A 23,478-nucleotide genomic window follows, 5' to 3' on the forward strand; every position below is an offset into this window, starting at 1 on the left:
ACAAATTGATGATATGGAGAATATAAAGAGAACGATTGCCATCGTCTGTGGTGGCGATTCATCGGAACACGATGTATCTCTGCGCTCTGCACAGGGACTCTATTCCTTTTTCGACAAAGAGCGTTACAACATCTACATTGTCGACGTAAAGGGCAACGACTGGCACGTGAACCTCGACAATGGAGACATTGCACCCATCGACAAAAACGACTTTTCGTTCGTACTCGATGGCAAGACAGCACGCTTCGACTACGCCTATATCACCATTCACGGGCAACCCGGCGAGAATGGATATATGCAGGGATACTTCGAACTCATCGGTATGCCCTACTCTACAAGCAATGTATTGGTAGAAGCATTGACCTTCGACAAATTCGTACTCAACAAATATCTCAGTACCTACGGCATCAATGTGGCCGACAGTATGCTGCTCCGACGAGACGACACATGCGATGAAGCCGAGGTAGAACGTCGCTTGGGCATGCCTTGTTTCGTAAAACCGGCTGCCGATGGTTCCAGCTTCGGTGTATCGAAGGTGAAGAACGTAGACCAGTTGGCACCCGCCTTGCGCGTTGCTTTCATGGAGAGCGATGAAGTAATGATAGAAAGCTATCTCGAAGGAACGGAGATTTCGCAAGGCGTTTACAAGACGAAAGACAAGTCAGTGGTGTTCCCCGCCACCGAAGTCGTGACCAAAAACGAATTCTTCGACTACGATGCCAAGTACAACGGACAGGTACAGGAGATTACACCGGCACGCATCAGCGATGCCACGGCAGCCGAAGTAGCCAAGTTGACCAGCCGTATCTACGACATCCTGCACGCCAACGGCATCATTCGTATAGACTACATCATCTCGAAAGACCAGAACGGCAACGACAAAATCAACATGCTCGAAATCAATACTACGCCTGGAATGACACCTACAAGTTTCATTCCTCAACAAGTGCGCGCCGCCGGATTGGATATTAAAGAGGTGTTGAGCGAAATCGTAGAGAATCAATTCGACTGACGCTCACAGACATCATCTTTCACTTTTAATCTCACGAATCATGGACAAAGAACTACTGAAGAGATTCGATGCCATCCGACCTTACGAGCCGGAAGAGCTTCCAGAAGTGTACGACCGATTGTTGGCCCATCCGCAATTTCAAGCCGTGATGAACTTCCTCATGCCCGGTGTGCCTATCGAAGCCATCGGAAAAAAGATGCGTGCATGTAAAAACAGTTTGGAATTCCAATATGCTTTCAGCTACGATTTCGTCAAAAACGTACTGACAAAGACTGCTACCGGCTTCGAAATGGACGCATCGGCAATCGACAACACTCGCCGATATACGTTCATGAGCAACCACCGCGACATCGTAATGGACCCTTCATCTCTGTCCATATTCCTGATAGATGCCAAGTTTACAACTACCTGTGAGATTGCCATTGGTGACAATCTGCTGTCTCTGCCTTGGGTAAAAGACCTCGTAAGAGTGAACAAATCATTCATTGTAGAACGTGGATTGCCCATGCGCCAGATGCTTCTTTCGAGCAAACGGCTGGCCGATTACATGCACTTTGCCATCGCCGAGAAACATGAGAATATCTGGATAGCCCAGCGCGAGGGACGTGCCAAGGACAGCAACGACCACACACAGGAGGCTATTCTGAAGATGATAACGATGGGAGGCGAAGGGGCTATCATTGACAGACTGAAACAAATGCACATCGTACCCCTCTCCCTTTCCTACGAATACGATCCATGCGACTATCTCAAAGCAGCCGAATTCCAGCAGAAACGTGATATGCCAGGATGGAAAAAGAGTGCACAAGACGACGTGCACAGCATGCAGACAGGCATCATGGGCTACAAGGGACACGTACATTTCCATTGTGCCCCCTGCATCGACGACTTCCTGTCTACCCTCGATGCAGACATGCCCAAGGCCGAACTCTACCAAAAAATCGCCGCCCATATAGACCATGAGATTCATCGCAATTATCGCCTCTACCCAGTAAACTATGTGGCTCTCGACCTATTGAGCGGCACACAGGAACATACCGACGCCTATACCGCCGAACAGCAACAGCAGTTTGAGCAGTACATAGCGGGACAGTTGGCCAAGATAGACATTCCCAACAAAGACGAGGCTTATCTCCGCGAACGGCTGTTGACGATGTATGCCCACCCTGCCATCAACTATCTAGCAGCCCTCAAATAATATGTCGAAATACTGGTTGGCACTGCTTATTCCCCTCCTCATAGCTTGCGAACACAACAGCTATGACACTGGTGACGGCCGATACTCGTATCTTCAGGCCGACATCGTAGATGCTCATACCGCAGCCAAAGGCCTGATAGACTACTGCCATACCGACAAAGGCGACTCTCTCCGACTGAGTCCACATGCCACAGCCCCCTGGGCCACGACACAGGACTCCACTTATCGTGCCCTACTCTACTACGGCAAAGTGACCGACCATATCACAGAGGCCACCCAGATTGCACGCGTTCCGGTGTTAAGCTATGTACCGACAGCACGCATCGACACGGTGTTTACCGACCCAGTGAAGATGGAAAGTGCATGGATGAGTGCCAACGGACGCTATATCAACCTGCAATTAGGACTGAAAACAGGCCGGCAAGACGGTGCAGACAACAAGCAGGTGTTGTCCGTCATGCACGATTCCACATCGACGGACGACACCGGTGTACCCACCATCCACCTACGTCTCTATCACCGGCAAAACGCCGTACCCGAATACTATACCGTGCGCCAGTACATCAGTATACCGCTTGACAACATCAAAAAAACTACGCAAATCCGACTGACCGTGAACACATACAACGGCGTCGTAACCCGTTCGTTCCTCATCGACCGCTGACAAGACTCACCACGGAGTCGGATGATAGCCTTGCTATTGATATGAAACAACTACTAACCCATCATTGGAAAGGTCTTTTATCGAGCCTTTTCGCCCTTAGCGCCTTCGTATTTTGGTACATACCCGGCGCTAGTATTCTCAGTTACCAAGAACAATACCAACTTTTCTTATTCTCTCCCGAATACTTCTGTGAGCGTATCAGCGTTCCCGGAGGATTGGCCGACTACATCAGCGAGTTCCTGGTACAGTTCTATTACATCCCCATTCTCGGCGCAGCCATCCTGGCTTTGTGCTACACTGCCACCCAGCGACTCACGTGGACACTATGCCGTAGACTCGGCTGCCCAGCCACCTGGTATGCCCTCAGCTTCATTCCAGCCATTGCACTTTGGTTCTATATGAGCGACGAGAGCGTACTCCTGAGCTTCTCTATAGTCATCATCGCCGCCCTATGCGCCACAGTCGGCTACCATGCAATAAGCCACGACAACGCTTTCCCTACTCGAAAATGGCAGAAAACCATCTTCCTGCTCATTCTCATCCCCCTCTTCTACTGGCTGTTTGGAGCTTCCGTGTGGATTGTAGCCGCCTACGTGGCTGGCTACGAACTCACGAAAAGCGGCACACCCATCAGTTTTTTAGGCTCTATCCTGGTCTTAGCCTGCACCGCAATCCTCATCTATGCCCTCTCTTACTGCTTGCAATACCCCCTGTACCGGCTCATGGGCGGTATCAACTATTACCGATACCCAGCTTTCATCCCACTCGCTCAGTGGGTAGTGATGGCGCTCGTGGCATTCATCCCCCTGCTTGCCTGTCGCCTCTACGAGCCAAGAAAGAACCATATATGGCAGGCATTGTCCGTCTTCATTGTGGCAGCAACAGGCTGTTCGGCACTTGCTTACGGCTACACCCGACCACAATACGAACTCATCGACTACGAATACCTTGTGCGCAATGAACAATGGGACGCTATCATCGAGAAAGCCACACAACGGCAACCATCTTCACCGATGTCGGTAGCCTGTGTCAATCTGGCCCTCAGTCAGCGCGACCAACTGTCCGAACGTCTCTTCGATTTCTTCCAGAATGGTGCCGAAGGCCTCTTCCCCTCATTCAGCCGCGACATGACTTCGCCCGTTTCTACGGCCGAAATCTATTTCCGCCTAGGCATGGTCAACGAGGCTTTGCGCTACATGTTCGAAGCGCAAGAGGCCATACCCAACTTCCGCAAGAGCGGCCGACTGACCCGCCGTATCATCGAATGCGAGATAGCCAACGGGCAATATGCCGTTGCCACCAAATATCTGCGACGTCTGCAACAGTCTCTTTTCTATCGCCAATGGGCCACATGGACACTGCAACTCATCGCCGACAAAGATTTCCTGAAGGTCAACCCACCCTATTCCCAACTGCGCTCAACACGCCAACAGAAAACCGATTTCCTCTTCAGCGACCGCGAGATGGACCAGATGCTTGGCCTGCTCTTCGTAGGCAACTACCAGAACAAAATGGCCTACGAATACCTGATGTGCTACGAATTGCTGCAAGGCGATGTAGAACGCTTCATGAAATATTATCCGCTGGGCAAATACGTAGACTATACCCACATACCCAAAACCTTCCAAGAGGTCTTGGTGGGTGTATGGCTGCAACAGCATGGCAGTCTGGAGGGCATCCCGTACAGTCTCGACAAACTGACGGTAGAGAACACCCTCAACTTCATCGGCACCTACATGCGCAATCCGAAAGCACCCGAACTCGCGCAACCACCACTCTCTACGAATGCCTGGCACTATCTGCTCATCAACAGCCAGAAGCAAGAAAAACAGGGCAAACAGAAGATGCAGCTCATCTATTGATTCCCATTCAAAACCACGAATATGAAACAAGCCATATCATACATATACTGCATGCTCGTCGTCATATTGATGACGGGATGCACTGACACCCCCATTAATCCACAGCAGACAGGCAAACTACCACCTATCTTCCCCGACTACGTGGGCGTAACCATACCAGCGGACATCGCCCCCATGAACTTCGACTATACCGGAGGAGACTACGATGCACTCGACATCGTAGTCAAAGGCTCGAAAAGCGGCCAAATACACGAAAACGGAAACAGCATAGACTTCGACATAGACGCGTGGCACAGCCTGCTCAAGGCAAACCGTGGAGGCAGCCTCAGCTTCACTCTCTGCGTAAAGACCGACGGACAATGGAAGCAATATAAGAGTTTCGACATGTACGTGAGCAAGCATGCGCTCGACGAATGGGGACTCACCTATCGCCGCATTGCACCGGGATACGAGGTCTACGGCAAGATGGGACTCTACCAGCGCAATCTCTCCAACTTCGACGAAGAACCTATCATCGAGAATACGGCAGTGCCGGGAGCATGCCTCAACTGCCACACGTCGAACGGCACAAATCCTTCACAGTTTACTTTCCACGTCCGTGGAAGTCATGGTGCAACCCTCATCTCCATCAATGGCAAGCGCGAATGGCTCAAGGCTAAGAGCGATACGCTGCACGGTTCGATGGTCTATCCCTACTGGCATCCATCGGGCCAATACTGCGCCTACAGCACCAATCAGACCCATCAAAGCTTCCATACCGTGCGCAGCGAGCGTATAGAGGTATTCGACCAGGCTTCCGACATCTTCGTCTATAAGCCATCCACCCACGAACTGCTACTCGACACGCTCGTCATGACGCGCTCTCACTACGAGACATACCCCGTGTTCTCGCCCGACGGACGCTCCCTCTACTTCTGTTCTTCGGTGGCCCATCCCATTCCCAGCGGTTATAAACAGATACAATATAATATATGCAAAGTGGACTTCGACCCTGCCACAGGCAAGCTGGGACAGCGCGTAGACACCATCTTCAACGCCCGACAGATGGGAAAGAGTGCCACTCATCCGCGCCCATCATACGACGGACGATACATCATGTTCACAATGGCCGACTATGGCTGCTTCCCCATCTGGCATCGGGAAGCCGACAACTGGCTGCTCAATCTGCACACTGGGAAAGCGCAGCCACTCACCGCTGCCAACAGCCGCAACACCGACTCGTACCACAACTGGACGCGCAATTCCCACTGGTTTGTCTTCACCAGCCGGCGTGGCGACGGTCTCTACACCCGTCTCTACATCGGCAGTATCGACGACAGGGGACGTGCCACCAAGCCTTTCCTGCTGCCACAGCGCCATCCGGCCCACTACTACGACCGCTTATTAGACTCTTATAATACACCCGACTTCACCCTACGTCGCGTCGACTTCAACGCCCGCGAGGCCGCCAAGGAGATTTCCAGCGATGAGAGAGTCATGACCAAGGCGAGGTAAACCCCTGCCTTAGCCTATCCGATAAATCATATACAGACATGATACATAGCTTCCGATAAGCCAGAAATTCTCAGCTTATCGGAAGCTATTGCTATATGGGGCTATCCTTATCTTCTTCTCCTTGGCAAGCCCCATTTCCCTGAAGCCTGAAAAGACTCACTGAACCCGTTTCAACTCCAGCATCCAGAAGTTCATGGCTTCCTCGTTCTTCAGCTTTTTTGCACGCAGGGATAAGGTTGCAGCGCCTTTAGACAACCGTATCTTTCCTACCCGACAGGGAGCAAACCCCTTCATATAAGACTCCTCTCTTGGCACGCGGTCCAATTCTGCACCGAGCATAGGCTGGTCGTTTACCTGATTCAGGGTAAACACGAGGTTCTCCGAATCCCTATTCGTACTCAATTCAAAAATTGAACCCACGTTTCTCTCATCACAAGTATAATAGACATAAGCCTCGAACAAACCAGACTCCTCTATCTCCACATTCCAGCTTACCCGTGCCTGCTCGCTTCTCCAATTAGTAAAGTAAGAACAGTTGGGATAACGATTGGAACGCTCTATTGCCCCTACTATCGTCGCATCGCGGACAGGCAACTTTGAATATGTTTCCAGAGGATGACCAATAGTAAACGGACGGGTATCCTCTTGAGGGAAATGAGCCAGCAACTTCTCTTTAAACCAACCCAAGCCACCAGTCATTCGACCATAAACAGACGGCTCTTTAGCCGAAATATCATGTTGCTGCCCCCTGTCTATATCAGTCCGGTACAAGCGCCCTTCGGCATCCAGCATATAACGGGATGTACGCACACTCGTCTTCCCATCCCAATAACTATACAGAATCCTGTCTGCCACAGGAGCTTTCTCATCCAGCAATCTCTGCCCCCAGTCTATCCCATCCAACTTTTTCAGAGGTTTACAGCCGACCTTGGCCAATCCCAATAAGGTAGGAACTAAATCGACAGCACCAGCCAACTGAGATTCTACTGCCCCTGCTCTTATATGTCCGGGCCAGCGAATACAGAAAGGCGAACGCACTCCCCCTTCATCCGTACTTCCCTTCCGACCTTTCATTCCTCCATTCCACCTATGACTGTTCGGTCCGTTGTCCGAGAGATAGACTATGATAGTCTCCTGCTCCAGATTCAGCGACCGGAGCAACGACAACACACGACCGATATTCCAATCCAAGTTCTCGGCCAGTGCCAGGGCTGCTTTTGTAAACGTGGTATCCTCCTTCTGCGGATTCGTAGCCTGCTGTGTCAAGATGCGGTTTTTCACACGATTCCACCAACCATCAGGCACTTGCATAGGGCTGTGTGGAGTATTATACGACAAGAACATAAAGAAAGGCCGTTCTTGATGGTTTCGTATATAGTCCAGGGCCTTGTCTGTCAAATCATCCGCAATAAACCCATTCCCCCTGACCATCTTTCCATTATGCTCCAACCACGGATTCCAGTAAGTCCCCCAATGGCCGGAACAGAAGCCGTAGAACTCTTCAAATCCCCTCGCATTCGGATGGTAAGGATATTGCGTACCGCTATGCCATTTCCCAAACAGAGAAGTGGCATAGCCTGCCTCACGGAAATATTCAGCTATCGTTTTCTCGTCTGCATTCAGACGTTCGCCTCCCCCGGTCGTAGAAGTCACGCCACTCCGCACATGATAGCGCCCCGTAAGGAACTCCGCTCTTGTTGGCGACGATACCGGACAAACATAAAAATTATCCATGACCGTCCCCTCATGAGCAATACGGTCTATGTGGGGAGTACGCGCAAAGGTGTTTCCGGTGAACCCCAAATCGCCCCAGCCTTGATCATCCGACAGCATGACAATGACATTGGGAAATCTCTGCTGAGCAACGGTCTCAATACTACCAACCCCTACACCTAGCACACACAGCAACATGGTATTATTTCTCATACTACTTCAACTTGGCTCTATAATATGACAACACTCTCCCCTGCAACCTAGGAGCAGAAAAGAATAGACATCTATAAGAACAAATGTAGAAGAAATATCCGACTTCTCCCATCTCCTGAGCGTTAAAAGTCGCTAAAGCCCTGCCGTAGAAAAATCTATGAAACATAGCTTACCCTCATCCAATACTTCCAGATTGAACTCACTCTCTTTTGAGAATGAAATTACTGCAACGGCTCTTCAGCATTGCTGCAAAGCCTCAACAGTATTGCTGCCAAGCCCAGTCAGCGATGCTGCCGAGGCTTTGCAGTTTTTGGGCGTGAATAAGTTGACTAGTAGACAACGACTAGCTGAAGCCACAATAGGGAAGAAAATGCTTGCCGACAACGCCAAGCAAGGAGGGGACAAGAGGGTACAACTATTGATATTCTTTAGATTTTTTATGTAAAATATCACTCAATCTATCCTGCCAAACTGCATCAAAAACAATTTATTATTTATAATTTTGCAGCCGACAAACACAGTTTTCTGTGATTTACTCTATCTGTATTCAACTATAAATTTATAAACGTAATGAAAAAATTATTCTATCTATCTGTTGCCATGCTTTTACTGGCAACTAGCTTTGTGTTCTCTTCTTGCAGTAATAATGATGACGAGCTACCCGGAAACACCAAAGAACTATTGATAGGCACATGGCAGACTACATGGGAAGAATCTGAACTCCAGGCTGAAGGCGAGAAAGAACCGACTAAAGAAAGTCACGAATACACAAGGGGCATTTATACTTTCAATGCCGATAACTTCGGAACTTTCCAAAGAAAGAAAAACACAGAAGAAGTCAAGATGAAATGGACGCTGAACGGCAACAAACTCACCTGCACAGCCAAGGATGACGCTGAAGAGTTTACCGTGATAGAAATTTCAAATGCAAAATTGGTATTAGAGATGCAATTTACCGGCAAGCTGAAAGGTTGGGAACGACTGACACTGAAAAGAATCAGGAGATAATATGGAATCGACGAGACTTCAAACTTTTGAAATCTCGTCGATTTTGCTTTTTAATCAATACCGCGAAATGTAGCCTCCGCCCTTGGCTGGCAGGGCAAAAGGTTTACTCGGCGGTGAGTTCTATCATTCGGCTGTGCATGTCGCCTGCCGTAAAGGCGTGGAGACCCACGTTCATCAGGAAGTCGCCCGAATACAGCCCGCCATTCTCAGGAAGCGAGCTCTTGGCACCAGGCATGAGGTTGATTTCCGTTACACGATACCGTTTGGCAGGGTCGAGTCCCTGTAGTTTCACCGTGACCAGCTTCTCCTCGTAGCGTGGATGAATGTCGTAGCTGAACAAGACTGCCTTGCGCTTCGCCTCGTCCACATAGTTCACTGCCATGTGATTGCCCTCATAGGGCGATACCAGACGATATTGCGCTCCGTCCATGATAGTAGCCTGCAATCGATTCCAGTTTTTCACAGCCCCCTGACAGAAAGCCAGCTCGTCGGCACTCAGATGTTGCAGGCCTATATCGAAGCCCAACTTGCACATCGAAGCCACATCGGTACGGAACTTAACACTGGTACGCTTGTTCCAATCGGTAACGTGGGCACACATGGCCTTGGCCGGATAGAATTGTGAGAAACCCCATTGTATGTAGAGACGCTCAACAGGGTCGGTGTCGTCTGAACACCAGAATTCAGAAAAATATTTCAATGCTTCATAGTCGTTCCGGCCACCACCACCCGAACAGAGCATCAATGTGACGTCGGGATATTTGGCTCTCACACGCTCGCAAACCTTATACAGACCGCGCACATAGTCCACGTAGAGATTGTCCTGATTCTTGGTATAATGCGAGAATATGTTGGTAATGGGCGAGTTGCAATCCCACTTGAAGAAGGCTACATCAGGATTCTCGCTCATGATGCGGTCGACCACGCCGAACACATGGTCCTGAACCTTCGGATTGCTGAGGTCGAGTACCAGCTGATTGCGATAATAGTAAGTTTCGCGGTTGGGCAATGTGAAGGCCCAGTCGGGATGTTGCTCGAAGAGTTCGCTTTTGGGATTGACCATCTCCGGTTCTATCCAGATGCCGAATTTCACACCGGCCTCTTTGGCAGCCTTGACCAGAACAGGAACGCCACCTGGCAACTTACTGCGGTTTACTTCCCAATCGCCCAGACCGGCACGGTCGTCGTTGCGCGGATATTTATTGGCAAACCAGCCGTCGTCGAGCAGGAACAAATCTACACCCAAGGTCTTGGCCTCTTTCATCAGAGCTGCCAACTTGGTCTGGTCGAAACTGAAATACGTGTTTTCCCAGTTATTGAGCAGACTCATACGGGGTTCTTGCCCCTTGTGAAGCTGGTACTGTCGCGCCCAATCGTGCAGGTTTCTGCTGCCTTCGCCTACTCCGTTGGTGCTCAGCGTGAAGATGAATTCCGGGGTTTTGAATGTGGTCTTGGGTTGCAATTCGTATTCCGAGGCATAGGGATTGATGCCTGATATGACACGCAAAATGCCTGAGTTGTCTATCTCGAAAGTGAAGCGGAAGTTGCCCGTCCAGCCTAGCGTACCGAGCAATACCGTGCCACGGTGCTCGTTGGCCGGTTCGTCCAGCCCAACCTCAAAGAGCGGCTGCATGAACATATTGGCACGCGTTCCGAGCTTGGTGTCAATCACCTTCTTGCCGGCCAGCAACTGTTGCGTAGCCTGCTGTGCTTCCTTGGCCCAGTCGCTGCTGAACTGTGTCAGGTAATATTTGCTACGGTCGAGATACAGCATGGCCGAAGCATACTGCCGCATCCTGACACTACGCTTCTCTTCATGCCGAATTTCGGTCCACTGCTTGATGACATTCTCCTTGGGATAGGCCACGTAGTGCAACGATACATAGACGGGATACTTGTTGTCTTTCAGGTTAAAAATGTATTCCGTACCGCCCTTTACGCTCTTCTCGCTGGCCGACAGGAAGTACAGATAGGTCGTGGCATTGCCGTCGGCATGCACGACGCCCAGGGCCGGTTCGTAGTAATCTTCGGCTCCGGAGCACTGATACACTTCCCATCCTGCCACATTGTTCGCTCCCACGCGCCCTGCCCCCACGCGATAGGAAATCTTGGAAGCCTCGTCGGCAAACTTCAGTTTCTTGCCCAAGTAGGTCTGATACAGTCGTCCATTGTCTCCTACCTGTAGCACAAGCTCGGTCTTGTCGGTACTGATTCGGTAGGTCTTGTTGTCGGCTATAGCTGCCGCCGACACACTCATCAAGGCCATCAAGGCCAATAAAAGTTTCTTCATATACATTTGTTTTGATTGCTGAAAAGGGAAGTTTAGCCCCATCCACGATTTAGTAGAAGTTCTATTTGCTTACAAAGCTAGCAAAAAAATAGATAAAAAAAGAAAAGGAGAGACTCAAGGTTGAGTCTCTCCTTCAATATATTGTTCCATAAACATATGCTCACCATCAAACACCGCGTAGGTGAACTGCCATATCCAGTCGCCCAGAATCATCATTCGGGCCTTCTTGCTCAGCATCAGATCCAGTTCTATATGGCGATGCCCATAGAGGAAATAGTCGATGTCAGCGTGCGTTTTCATATACTCTTTGGTGAAGAGTACGAGGTATTCCTTATGCTCACCCATGTATGGTGCTTCCTTACCATCGGCTCTTTTCATGCGGCTATGCTTAGCCCAATTCAGTCCGAGAGACATGCCCCAACGCGGATGGATGGCACATAGCAACCGCTGGCAAGTGCGGTTATGGAATAGTTTGCGTAGGAATTTGAACTTATTGTCCGGATCTCCGAGTCCATCACCATGCGCCAAGAAGAACACTTTTCCATATATCTCGGTGGTCACAGGCTTGGTATGCACGATGAGACCGCACTCTTCGGCCAGATACCCATACGTCCAGATGTCATGATTACCGGTAAAGAAATGCACTTCCACACCGTGGTCGGTCAGTTCGCTCAACTTTCCGAGGAAACGCGTATAGCCTTTTGGGACTACATAGCGGTATTCGTTCCAGAAGTCGAACATATCTCCGAGCAGATAGATGGCAGCAGCCTTATCCTTAATACTGTCAAGGAAACGCACCAACCGGCGCTCGTGCGTGCGGCTGTGCTCAATGGCCAACGAACCCAGATGGGCGTCTGAAAGGAAATACACATTCTTCATGGCTAATTGTTTTTAGTCGAAACCGAGTTCCACACGAGCTTCTTCGCTCATCATACTTTGATCCCAAATGGGTTCAAACACCAGATTCACATTGCTGGATACCACTCCCTCGACGCTATCTATCTTGGTTCTGACGTCTTCGAGGATAAAATCGGCCGCCGGACATGAGGGCGATGTGAAGGTCATATCGACCTCTACGTTGCCATCTTCCTGCACATCAACCTTGTAAATCATGCCCAAATCCCAGATGTTCACGGGTATTTCGGGGTCGTAGACGGTCTTCAGCACATCCACGATACGCTCTTCTATTGCAGTCTTTTGTTCTTGTGTCATATTTTATTTTCTCATTTTTGAGAGCCGATGCAAGCACCGGCTCTGTATGATACATACTCTCTTTTACAAAGATAATGTTTTCGATGAATCCCACAAAGGATTCGCCTTATTTCTTCAACATCAGCTCTACGGCACGCTTCAACTGTTCGTCGTTGCCTTGCAGATTATCTTCGGGTGTATTATACACCTCTATATCGGGTTGTAGAGTGTTGTTTTCGCCATATACTCCGTTCATGTCGCGGCAGCCAACCTGTGGGATTCCGAATACCATCTGGTTATCCATGAGTCGCTCCCACCACACAGCCGTCATCGTACCAGCTACAGGTGTACCGATAACCTTTCCTATTCCGAGTGTCTTATAGACAAATGGGAAACCATGACCATTGCTGTAATCGTCTTCACAAACCATGACGCAAGACGGCTTTACCCACTTGTTCCAAGGGTCGTAACCTATAAACTGCCCACGCGGAACGAAACTCTGATACTGCTTACCCGACAGCAATGTGCACAAATCGTCGTGCAACCAACCGCCACCATTGTGTCTTTCATCTACGATGACAGCCTCTTTCTGACGGTTCTTGTCGCTCAACAACTCACTGAAGACGGTGCGGAAACTCTCGCTGTTCATCGCTTTCACGTGTACATAGGCCAATCGTCCGCCCGACAGACTGTCTACCATAGCACGGTTGCGGTCCACCCAACGCTTGTAAAGCAGTTCGTCCTGCTGAGATTTACTGATAGGTCGAACAGTCACATCAAACGATTTGCCACCATTGCTCACCGTCACCCGAACCGGTTTTCCAGCCTTGCCATCGAGCAACATATCGTAGGCTTTGCCAGCTTCTATCCTCTGTCCGTCGATAGCCACGATGATACTTCCACGCTGAACCTTCGTATTCTTCACTGCAAATGGACCACGCTTGATTACTTCTTCCACCTTCAGACCGTCTCCGGTGTACGTCTGGTCGAAGAAAAGACCCAATACAGCCGTCTTCAATCTAGCTCCATCGGCATAGAAGCGAGCACCGGTATGCGACGCATTCAGTTCACCCAACAGTTCGCTGAGCATATCCCGAAAGTCGTAACCGTTATTGATATAAGGCAAGAAGCGCTCATAAGTAGCGCGATAACCATCCCAATCCACTCCATGCAGATTGACATCATAGAACTTATCCTTCACTTGTTGCCACACATGGTTGAACAAATACCGCCTTTCCTTATAGGGCTGATAATCGAAACGGGCCTCAAAGCTGATGGCAGAAGAACTGTTCTTGCCCACATCAAACTTCTTAATGGTAGAGTTACACAAATAAATGTTCTTGAAATTTTTATCAGCTTTCAGTCCGCCACTACCTATATTCTTCGCTACAATCTCCGTCTTACCATCACGAATCACGTGTCGCCACAGGTCGTAACCACCCTCAAAAGAAGCCTGATAATACAGGGTATCACCGCCAGGACTCAGAATTGCATCGCCCATGTGGGAAGAGTTGACAGTCAGTCTTATCACCCTGTCGCGGCAATTATCCAAGTCAAACTTCAGAGGTTCTACCTTCTTAGGCTTCTTCTCGTCCTTTTTGGCATCATCTTTCTTGTCTTTCTTTTTCGCTTCGTCAAAGAGTCCTTTCTCTTCTTTCGTCATCTTGAACTGCTCATAGGCATCCAAGTCGAAAAACATCAAGTAAGCATCCGACTCCGAACCCCAACTGCCATGACTGCGGAAGCCGGCCCTATCGCTCTGGAAGAGCATGGCCTTGCCACCCAATACCCACTTCGCATCGCCATCGTTGTAGCCACTTTCGGTTACATCGTGGATTACTCCCGACCCCGAAGCATCTACCAACGCAACATCACTGTTGTTCCATCCACCCGTACCGATATAACTGCTGAGCAGCCATTTGCTGTCAGGACTCCATTCAAACCACTGGTCGCCGTCGCTATACGAGTACATATACTTGCCGTCCATCAGCGTGCGCAGGGCATGACTCTTTACGTCTACCGCCCTCAATGTGGTACGGTTCTCCAGGTAGGCCACCGATTTACCATCCGGACTGTAACGAGGCTGGAACGAAGTTTGATTGCTCTTCACCAGCTGCTCTTCCTCTATCTCGGTAGCATAAGTAAAGAGTTTCTCCTCTTTCTTCTTGATAGTCGACTGGTAAATCTGCCACAGTCCGTTACGCTCCGAGGCATAGACGATACTTCTTCCGTCGGGTGCAAAGTCTATACTGCGCTCCTGTTCGGGCGTATTGGTGATTTGTTTGGTTGTCTTATATTCCACCGATGTGACGTACACATCGCCATGCAGCACGAAAGCAATCTCTTTTCCGCTGGGCGAAACCGCTATTTCCGTCGCACCACGAGTCAACGTCTGGCGGTCCAAATCAATGTCATTGCGATCGGAAACTACATTGACTGCCACCTTCTTAGGCTGCTGTCCTTCTCGCAGCGTGTAGATTTCACCATCGTAACCATAGCACAACGTACCGTCGTTGCTACGCGACAGGAATCTCACGGGGTTGCCCTTGTAGCTTGTCAACTGCTGCTTGCCGCTTCCGTCTATATTCCTACGGTACACATTAAAGGTCCCACTCTCCTCGCTTAAATAATAATAGGTATCTCCACTGCCCCACACCGCATTGCGGTCTTCGCCGTTAAAACTGGTCAGTTTGCTATACTTGCCATCGCGCTTCATCCATATATCACGCGTGATGGGCGATGTATGGTGCTTTCTCCAAGGGTCTTCATACCCTTTCTGGTCGTGATAGAGCAGGTCTCCACGGCTATTGATATTCACATCGCACATCGGCAGACCCGAAAAAAGCGTCGGGCGGGCCATGCCTTCAGTACTCACCTGATATACCTGTGGGAACTGCGCACTTGCAAAGATAATAGATTTTGCCGTCGGCATCAAGCTTGATGAGAACAATACGTGCATACCATCGCTGAACGCCATCGGTATTTCGTCACCGCTATTATAGGTCAATCGTGTCGGAACGCCACCATTCTCATTCACCACATAGACATCCAGACTCCCCTCGCGACTCGAAGCAAACGCAATCTTTCGCCCATCCGGACTCCACACAGGGTACGAATCGTAGGCTGCATTGGTAGTTATCTGCCGTGCGTTTCCACCTGTCACGGGCACGGTAAAGATGTCGCCTTTATACGAGAATGCTATCGTCTGCCCATTCGGCGAGATACTGCTATAGCGCATCCACAATGGATTTGTCTGTGCAGAAGCCCACATCGATGATGCCAAAGCCACTGCCAATAATAATTGTTTCTTCATGTTAACCATCTATTTATTCCTTCACTTCTATGCTACCTTTTAATAATATATTGTCTGAAGAGCTGCCCACGAGCACGTCGAAGCGTCCCGGTTCTACACGGCGCTGCATGTTTCGGTCTACAATAGACAGGTCTTCCTCGTCTACCACGAAGCTGAAATGCCGTGTAGCCCCCTTGGCTATCATCGCGCGCTCAAAGTGTTTAAGCTGCTTGATGGGCTGAACCGTCGACGCCACCTCATCATGCAGATAGAGCTGGGCCACCTCTTCACCATCCCGACTACCCGTATTGGTCACGTCGAAACTTACTTCAAATCGCCTCTGCCCCATCGGTTTCACAGCCAGGTTGGCATATCTGAAGGTTGTATAGCTCAGACCATAACCGAAAGCATAGAGCGGACGGGCCGGCATCTCTACATAGTCATGCGTTTCAGGCGACTTCTTGTTATAATACACGGGCAACTGTCCCACAGCGGCAGGCACGCTCACAGGCAGTCGACCGGCCGGGTTGTAATCGCCGAAGAGTACATCGGCAATGGCGCGACCACCTTCCTGACCGGGATAATAGGCCGTCAGCAGGGCATCGGCATGCCGGGCCGACCAGACCTTATCGAGCGGACGCCCCTCGATATACACTACTACCAGCGGTTTCCCCGTGGCACGCAGCGCTGCGAGCAACTCGTTCTGGCGCCCCAGCAGCGACAGCGTGGCACGGTCGAAGCCTTCGCCACAGTCCATATCGCTCACACTCTTGCTATCGCTCACGGCTGCTCCTGTCTCCTTATAGCTCGTCTTGAAGTCGCGGGCACTAGACCCTCCGACCACAGCCACTATCACATCGGCACGCTTGGCAGCCGCCACAGCATCGTCGATATGTACATCTACCGTGTCGCGCACACCGCATCCTTTCACGTATTCCACGTTTGCGTCGCCTATCTTCTGCCTGATTCCGTCGAGTACGGTCTTCACATTGCCTTCGTCCTGAGGTGCTGTATAGTCGCCCAACTGGTTATAGTCGTTATCGGCATTCGGGCCTACCACCGCCACACGCATCGTCTTCGACAGCGGCAGCACATGATGCTTGTTCTCCAACAGCGTCACAGCTGCCTGTGCCACCCGGTAAGCCACATCCATATTATCGAGCGTTCTCACTCCTCTAGCGGCCTGTTTAGGGTCTACGTACGGATGTTCGAAAAGGCCCATCTCGAATTTCATGCGCAACACCTGGGCCACAGCCGAATCAATGGCAGCCTCATCCACCATCTTCTTTTGGCACGCATCTACCAACGGCTGATAGGCCAATGCACCCAAATCCACGTCCACACCGGCCTTCAGGGCCATCACACCGGCCTCCTGACGGGTCGCAGACACATGGTGGGTGTGCCAGATACCATCAATACTATACAGGTCTGACACCACGAAACCACGGAACTTCCAATCCTCGCGCAACACCTTTTTCAGGAAATAATCGTTTGCCGTACAGGGAATACCGTCGAGCGAATTGTACGAGGTCATCACCGACAGTGCACCGGCATCAATGGCTTTCTTGAATGGGGGGAGGAAATTCTCCTGTATCTCGCGCATACCGAGGAAGGTTGGATTACCGTTCTGTCCGCCCTCTGTCGTGCCATAGCCTATGAAATGTTTCAGTGTAGCCAGCGTAGCATAAGGATTGGAGAGCTTTCCTGAACCCAGTCCGCGCACCATCGCAGCCCCAATCTCGCCCGCAAGCGTGGGGTCTTCGCCCATCGTCTCTTCCACCCTGCTCCATCGGGGGTCGCGACTCAGGTCAAGCACAGGACCGTAACTGATGTGTCCACCCTGCAAGCGAATCTCTTTGGCTATCACCTTTCCGGCCGCCTCGATGAGCATCGGACTCCATGTAGCAGCCATTCCGAAGCCCGTGGGAAACACCGTTGCCCCGATGGCCATATGCCCGTGGGGCGCTTCTTCGGCCAAAAACAATGGAATACCGAGCCTTGTTTTCTCCATCACATACTTCTGCATGGCATTGCCGGCCTTGGCAGCCAGTTCGGGATTCAGCCCGTTGGAGAGCGATTTTCGAGTCCAGGGGTCGGCACGATAGGTGGCCCACAGCATACCCACATGCTCCTGTCCCACCTCTTTTTCGAATAAGGCCGTAGGCACGACCTTCTTTCCTTGTATCTCATAATAGTTCCACGCCAGCGTACAGCGCAGCTGCCCCACCTTCTCCTCCAGCGTCATGCGCGACAGCAAGTCGCTTACACGCACACTAATGGGCAGGTTGGCCTGTTGATAGGGATACTTTTTCTGGGCAGCCATCGTGTTCCCTGCCACACAGAGAGACACCACGGCACATAACAGTCGGTTTCTATTTTTCATTCTTGCTAGGTTTACTGAGTGAATAAGGTGCAGCGTCGGCTTGCGTTCCACGCTGCTTGTTGGGGGTGGCCGACATGCGGAATCTGATGCTTCCACCCTTCACCACGTCTTCGTGGCGCAGATAGTTACGGGTATAGTCCTGCCCGTTCAGCTGCATCGAAGCTATATACGGCTCGTGACTGTCGGCCTGAATCTTCATCGTCTTTCCATTCTCCAAGTGCAGCGTCATGTCGGTAAAATAGGGCGTACCAAGCACATACTCGTTGCTGCCGGGACATACAGGGTAGAAACCCAAGGCCGAGAACACATACCAGGCCGATGTCTGCCCGTTGTCTTCGTCGCCGCAATAGCCGTCGGGCATGGCCGTATAGAGTTTGTCCATCGCCGTGCGCACCCACTTCTGGGCCTTCCACGGCTGTCCGCTGTAGTTGTAGAGATATATCATGTGCTGGATAGGCTGGTTGCCGTGTGCATAGTTTCCCATGTTCATAATCTGCATTTCGCGAATCTCATGTATCACTTGGCCGTAGTAACTGTCGTCGAACACGGGCGGAACATTGAACACAGAATCCATCATTGCGTTGAATTTCGACTTGCCCCCCATGAGGTTGATAAGCCCCTGTGGGTCGTGGAACACCGACCAGGTATAGTGCCAGCTGTTGCCTTCGGTGAAGGCATCGCCCCACTTCAGAGGATTGAAAGGCGACTGGAACTGCCCATTCTGCATTCGGCCACGCATGAGACCGGTCTCCTTGTCAAACACGTTCTGATAGTTCATGGCACGCTGGCGATACACTTTCAGTTCGCGTTCCGACTTGCCCAACGCCTTACCCAACTGATAGATGCACCAGTCGTCGTAGGCATACTCCAGCGTGCGGGCCACATTCTCATTGATTTTCACATCGTAAGGCACGTAGCCCAGTTTGTTGTAGTATTCCCAACCGCGTCGTCCGGTAGACGACACCTTGGGATGAACGGCATTAGCTCCATGCACCACAGCCTCCCAAAGGGTCTCCACATCGTAGCCACAAAGGCCTTTGAGATAGGCATCGGCCACCACCGAAGCAGAGTTGTTGCCCACCATGCAGTCGCGATGTCCGGGGCTGGCCCACTCCGGCAGGAAACCACTCTCCTTGTAGGTATTGACCAAGCCGGCCTGCATCTTCGCGCTCTGCGACGGATACATCAGGTTCAGCAGGGGAAACAGGCTGCGGAAGGTGTCCCAGAACCCCGTGTCGGTAAACATATAACCGGGCAGCACCTTGCCATTGTAAGGACTGTAATGCACTGGTTTCCCGTCGGCATCCAGCTCGTAGAAGCTGCGGGGGAAGAGCAGCGAGCGGTACAGGCACGAATAGAACGTACGCAGATGGTCGGTAGACGACTCGTCGCCCACCTCGATACGCCCCAGCGTTTCGTTCCAGCGCTGTCGTCCTTGTGCCTTCAGTTGCTCCATGTTCTTGCCATCAAGCTCGCGCAGATTGCGCTCGGCCTGTTCCAAACTGATAAACGACGATGCCACACGTACCCCTACCTTCTCGCCTCGCTTCGTACTGAACGTGACGACAGCACCGGCATGCCCGCACCGGACTTCGGACTCGCCGCTCAACAGCTTGCCGTCCTTGGCTATGAGATATTGGCTGATGGGATGGTCGAACACCATCACAAAATAATTTTTGAAGTTATCAGGCACACCACCACTGTTGCGCGTAGAGTAGCCCACAATCTTGTTCTCGCCCGGTATCACGCGCACCATCGAACCCTTGTCGAAGGCATCAATGACCACGTTTGCCTCTTCGGTAGCCGGGAATGTGAACTCCATCAGGGCAGCACGTTCCGTAGGCGACAGCTCGGCCGTCACGTCGTAGTCGGCCAGATACACCTTGTAGGCGTATGGAGTTGCCTCCTCGGCCTTGTGAGAGAACCAACTGGCGCGCTTTTCTTCGTCGAATACAGGTTTGCCCACAGTAGGCATCAGCGAGAACTGCCCGTAGTCATTAATCCACGGGCTGGGCTGATGGGTCTGCTTCAGACCGCGAATGTGGTAGGCCGTATAGCTATACTGCCAGCCGTCGCCCATCTTCCCCGTCTGCGGAGTCCAGAAGTTCATACCCCACGGCATGGCTATGGCAGGATACGTATTACCTGTAGAAAGTTTGAATTCTGACTGTGTACCCACGAGTACATTCACATAATCGACAGCATTCCTTACCCCTACTGCGTATGAAGCAAAAGTAAACAACACCGCGAATACCGCTGCGATTATTCGTTTCATCTAATACTTAGGTTTTGATAGTTCATTGTTACTTGCAAAGATAATCATAAAAACGGGAGTAAATACGAATATGTCACAAGAAATATGTATGATTATCAACTCGAAGACAGGTCTATTAGTCTACTCGCTAAGTCTTTATCTGTGATAGTAATATTATTGTCGATAAGGTCAACTTGCCTACTTCAATCAGTATCATGTCTACTCGTTAACTCGGCAACTCGTCAACTTTAAAAAACTGCAAAGCCTCCGCAGCAGTGCTGCAAAGCCCGAACAGCAACGTTGCAGAGCCTCGGCAGTATCGCTGTTGGGCCTTTGCAGTAAATGGAGTAAAGTATTTCGACAAAACCAGGGTATGATATTTTGCCATCACGGCAGAATGTATTACTTTTGTAAGGACACTTTTTAATATGCCGCCGTATGGCTTTTCTCGCTTTTATCAAGAAATGGACACTGCTCTGTGCCATTGTTTTTGGTTCTTTGGTCTACCTTCTGTTCTCCCAAGTTCCTATGTTGCAACCCTTTGGCAACATCGTCGGGCCGCATCTGGTAGACGTCATGCCCGTACTCATCTTCCTCATCCTGTACGTCACATTCTGCAAAATCAGGATGGATGATTTCCGACCTCACAAGTGGCATTTCTGGTTACAAGGCATCAGGACAGCCCTGTCGGCATTGGCAGTGCTGGCCATTCTCCACACAAGCGACCCCGAACAGAAGGTCTTGCTGGAAGGTATCTTCATCTGTGTCATCTGCCCTACGGCCGCAGCAGCAGCCGTCATCACCGAGAAACTCGGCGGCAGCATCGCTTCTATGACCGTCTACACCATCATAGCCAACTGCTTCACGTCGCTCATCATACCGCTCTTCTTCCCTATGGTAGAGAAAGCTGCCGACATCACCTTTATGTTTGCCTTCTTCATGGTACTCAAACGCGTGGTTATGGTTTTGGTAGTACCGCTCTGTCTGGCACTGCTCACGCGCCGCTATCTGCCCAAAGTGGCAGGCTGGTTCAAGCGGCGGAAGAATCTGGCATTCTATATCTGGAGCATCAACCTGTCGATATTGATGGGCTTCACACTGAAAACGATGCTCCATGCCCAGCTCTCCAGCCACATGCTTCTGCTCATGCTCATACTGCCTCTCTTCATCTGTCTGACACTGTTCGGCATCGGAAAGTTCGTCGGCCACCAATATGGAGACAGCATCAGTGGCGGACAGGCCCTCGGACAGAAAAACACTATTGTGGGAATATGGCTCACCATCACTTTCCTGAATCCTTTAGCTGTCATCGCACCATGCGCCTACATGATATGGCAGAACGTCATCAACACGTGGCAACTGTGGTATAAAGAGAAATACGGCATACTGAAGTGGTAAGCCGCAGAGGTATAGACGGTCGACAAAGGAGTCGGCAACGGCTATACCAAATGGCCTTCATCGGCCCAAGCCAGCAGTTCGCGGTCGCCCCAGCTGTCGCCGTAAGCGGTCAGATGGAAGCCTTCACGGGCAGGCAATACAGCTTTCAGACGTTCCACTTTCTCTGCCCCGTAACAGTTTCTACTGCTGAAAAGACCGGTCAATCTACCGTCCTTTACCTCTATCTGTGTACCCAGTACCGTCACCTCCAGATTCTCCTCTGCCAGAAATGGAGCGACCCAACTGTCTACACTCGCACTGACCACGTAAACATCAGCTCCTTCTTGCAATGCCTCGCGCAGGATTTGGAGTGTAGATGCACGCAGGATATGCCGGCGCTCATGGGCATACCGACGGCAGAGACCATTGAACTCATCCAACTGCATGCCCCTGAAAAAATACGAAAATACCTTCTGCTTCGACTTATCATTGGAGTACAAATGCAGCTTCATCAGTACCAACAACGGACTGTAAAGCAGAAATCCCACAAGGAAACCGACGTTGCCACGGGCAAAGCGGATAAAGTCGATGAGGGTATCGCGCGTGGTCAGCGTGCCGTCAAAGTCGAAAGCAAAAACCTTTTTCATTCTGATTAGTAGATGATAACGAGGAAGAACAGAATCCATGCCACTACGATGAGCTGCATGAAACGGTCGGCCAGGAGTATCTTCGTGGGGTCGCCGCTCTTCATGTCGACCACTGTCAACTGGATATAACGCAACAGTCCCACCAGCACAAGGATAGAAGTGAGGTATAAGGAGTCTGTGCCGAAGCGCTTGGTCACCTCCGGACTCACCGTATACATAATATAGCACACGAGCGTGACGGATGCCGTGATGGTGATAGCCTGATTGATGAACGTCAGATTATAGCGACTGGTATTCTTTCGGGGAGCCTCGCCCGTCTCGTTCATGCGCACTACGTCGTCACGCCGTTTGGCGAAACTCATAAACAGAGTTACAAGGAACGTCATCAGAACTATCCACTTGCTCAGCACCACAGCAGTGGCCACACCCCCTGCCAACAGTCTCAATACGAAGCCAAAGGCCACGATGCACACGTCGACGATGGCATACTGCTTGAGTCGGGCACAGTACAAAAGGTTCATTACCCAGTAAGCCAATAGCACAGCACCGGTCTCATAGCGATGGAACGGAAGCAAGGCTACGAAACCAAATCCCAGCAGGAACAAGACAAACATCGTGGCATAGGCCTGCATCATAGACACTGCACCCGACGCAATGGGGCGATGGCACTTTACAGGATGGCGACGGTCGTCGGCCACATCGTGAATATCGTTGAAGCAATAGATGGAAGAGGCCACCATACAGTAAGCCAATACCGTGATAATACCGGGTATAAGCACATCGGGATGAAGCAGTTGGCCACCGAAAAAGATGGGCAACAGCACGAAAAGATTTTTCGTCCACTGCTTCGGACGTACCAGTTTGATGAGTTGTTTCATGG

At 50.8% G+C, this 23,478-nt stretch carries 17 protein-coding genes; 8 read left to right on the plus strand and 9 right to left on the minus strand.

All coding sequences use genetic code 11. From position 1 onward, the window contains the following. Positions 1-13: 13 nt before the first annotated feature. Genes ACZ42L_RS08065 through ACZ42L_RS08085 form a run of 5 tightly spaced genes read left to right on the plus strand, consistent with a single transcriptional unit; the run spans position 14 to position 6,230 of the window. Positions 14-1,012, plus strand: a complete 999-nt coding sequence (locus ACZ42L_RS08065; protein ID WP_464702345.1) for a D-alanine--D-alanine ligase — start codon at positions 14-16, stop codon at positions 1,010-1,012. Between the two features lie 40 nt (positions 1,013-1,052). Beyond that, a complete protein-coding gene (locus ACZ42L_RS08070; RefSeq protein ID WP_464715776.1) occupies positions 1,053-2,210 on the plus strand; it encodes an acyltransferase in 1,158 nt (385 codons plus the stop codon). Position 2,211: 1 nt separating this feature from the next. Then, complete coding sequence (locus ACZ42L_RS08075) at positions 2,212-2,874, plus strand: NigD1/NigD2 family lipoprotein (RefSeq protein WP_464715777.1); 663 nt, start codon at positions 2,212-2,214, stop codon at positions 2,872-2,874. Positions 2,875-2,915: 41 nt separating this feature from the next. Continuing rightward, positions 2,916-4,736 carry a DUF6057 family protein gene (locus ACZ42L_RS08080; protein WP_464715778.1) on the plus strand — a complete coding sequence of 607 codons (1,821 nt, stop codon included), beginning with the start codon at positions 2,916-2,918 and terminating at the stop codon, positions 4,734-4,736. A 21-nt stretch (positions 4,737-4,757) separates the two neighbouring features. After that, positions 4,758-6,230, plus strand: coding sequence for a TolB family protein (locus tag ACZ42L_RS08085; protein WP_464715779.1), 1,473 nt, complete (start codon positions 4,758-4,760; stop codon positions 6,228-6,230). A 156-nt stretch (positions 6,231-6,386) separates the two neighbouring features. On the opposite strand, the gene ACZ42L_RS08090 is transcribed toward ACZ42L_RS08085, so the two are convergent. Continuing rightward, a complete protein-coding gene (locus ACZ42L_RS08090; RefSeq protein ID WP_464715780.1) occupies positions 6,387-8,156 on the minus strand; it encodes an arylsulfatase in 1,770 nt (589 codons plus the stop codon). Positions 8,157-8,313: 157 nt separating this feature from the next. Here ACZ42L_RS08090 and ACZ42L_RS08095 point away from each other — a divergent pair, with 157 nt between their 5' ends. Together ACZ42L_RS08095 and ACZ42L_RS08100 are read left to right on the plus strand one after the other, a co-directional pair. Then, positions 8,314-8,601 (plus strand): hypothetical protein, encoded by a 288-nt coding sequence (locus ACZ42L_RS08095; protein WP_464715781.1) that lies wholly within the window; start codon positions 8,314-8,316, stop codon positions 8,599-8,601. A gap of 125 nt (positions 8,602-8,726) precedes the next feature. Beyond that, a complete protein-coding gene (locus tag ACZ42L_RS08100; RefSeq protein ID WP_464705766.1) occupies positions 8,727-9,164 on the plus strand; it encodes a lipocalin-like domain-containing protein in 438 nt (145 codons plus the stop codon). Positions 9,165-9,267: 103 nt separating this feature from the next. Here ACZ42L_RS08100 and ACZ42L_RS08105 read toward each other — a convergent pair whose 3' ends face one another. The 6 genes from ACZ42L_RS08105 to ACZ42L_RS08130 all read right to left on the minus strand — a co-directional run bounded on the left by ACZ42L_RS08105 (position 9,268) and on the right by ACZ42L_RS08130 (position 20,595). After that, a complete protein-coding gene (locus tag ACZ42L_RS08105; protein WP_464715782.1) occupies positions 9,268-11,454 on the minus strand; it encodes an alpha-galactosidase in 2,187 nt (728 codons plus the stop codon). A 114-nt stretch (positions 11,455-11,568) separates the two neighbouring features. After that, entirely contained in the window at positions 11,569-12,333 is a 765-nt protein-coding gene (locus ACZ42L_RS08110) for a UDP-2,3-diacylglucosamine diphosphatase (RefSeq protein WP_464698054.1), read from the minus strand. Positions 12,334-12,345: 12 nt separating this feature from the next. Next, positions 12,346-12,666 (minus strand): metal-sulfur cluster assembly factor, encoded by a 321-nt coding sequence (locus ACZ42L_RS08115; protein WP_464698056.1) that lies wholly within the window; start codon positions 12,664-12,666, stop codon positions 12,346-12,348. Positions 12,667-12,772: 106 nt separating this feature from the next. Continuing rightward, positions 12,773-15,958, minus strand: a complete 3,186-nt coding sequence (locus ACZ42L_RS08120) for a S41 family peptidase (RefSeq protein ID WP_464715783.1) — start codon at positions 15,956-15,958, stop codon at positions 12,773-12,775. Positions 15,959-15,971: 13 nt separating this feature from the next. After that, a complete protein-coding gene (locus ACZ42L_RS08125) occupies positions 15,972-18,320 on the minus strand; it encodes a glycoside hydrolase family 3 N-terminal domain-containing protein (RefSeq protein ID WP_464715784.1) in 2,349 nt (782 codons plus the stop codon). Beyond that, on the minus strand, positions 18,310-20,595 hold the full coding sequence (locus ACZ42L_RS08130; protein ID WP_464715785.1) for a GH92 family glycosyl hydrolase: 2,286 nt from the start codon (positions 20,593-20,595) through the stop codon (positions 18,310-18,312). The genes ACZ42L_RS08125 and ACZ42L_RS08130 overlap by 11 nt, the downstream gene beginning before the upstream one ends. 417 nt (positions 20,596-21,012) lie before the next feature. Between ACZ42L_RS08130 and ACZ42L_RS08135 the strand changes: the two genes are divergently transcribed. Continuing rightward, positions 21,013-21,972: a transporter gene (locus ACZ42L_RS08135; protein ID WP_464705771.1), complete on the plus strand. Its 960-nt coding sequence runs from the start codon at positions 21,013-21,015 to the stop codon at positions 21,970-21,972. Between the two features lie 41 nt (positions 21,973-22,013). Here the strand turns inward: ACZ42L_RS08135 and ACZ42L_RS08140 are convergent, their stop codons facing one another. Then, on the minus strand, positions 22,014-22,598 hold the full coding sequence (locus ACZ42L_RS08140; RefSeq protein WP_464715786.1) for an HAD family hydrolase: 585 nt from the start codon (positions 22,596-22,598) through the stop codon (positions 22,014-22,016). A gap of 5 nt (positions 22,599-22,603) precedes the next feature. After that, positions 22,604-23,476, minus strand: a complete 873-nt coding sequence (locus ACZ42L_RS08145) for a decaprenyl-phosphate phosphoribosyltransferase (protein WP_464715787.1) — start codon at positions 23,474-23,476, stop codon at positions 22,604-22,606. Between the last annotated feature and the right edge of the window lie 2 nt (positions 23,477-23,478).

The organism is Prevotella mikamonis, assembly GCF_055381405.1.